The organism is Acinetobacter sp. GRABPA_MV_2, from assembly GCF_056725885.1.
Genome location: NZ_JBWZNA010000081.1, coordinates 1 through 272, shown reverse-complemented (window position 1 = coordinate 272; position 272 = coordinate 1). Strand labels below are relative to the sequence as shown.

General features: G+C 40.8%; 1 pseudogene. It reads left to right on the top strand.

The window, feature by feature from the left end:
• Positions 1-272: pseudogene (locus ACXM0J_RS18915) on the top strand (type I secretion system permease/ATPase); the annotation flags it as partial.

Below are 272 nucleotides of genomic sequence, written 5' to 3'. Positions count from 1 at the left end.
TTGCTCAACCCATGGCGTTTACCTGTCATGGTCGAGTTTAATGACGGACAAGTTGGTGTAATTGATAAGGCTGATACTCAAGGAAATGTCAGTATCCAGTTTAGTGGAGATCATGGCCTTTCCCAAAATTTAAGCTTAGATGTCTTAAAAACAACAATTAAGAATGTCTATATTCTGCGTCCTGAAACGTCTATTCCCGATGCGCGTATTGACGAATATATCAAACCGTACGAAGCAAGCTGGTTCTGGTCGATTGTTCTAAGAGACTGGAA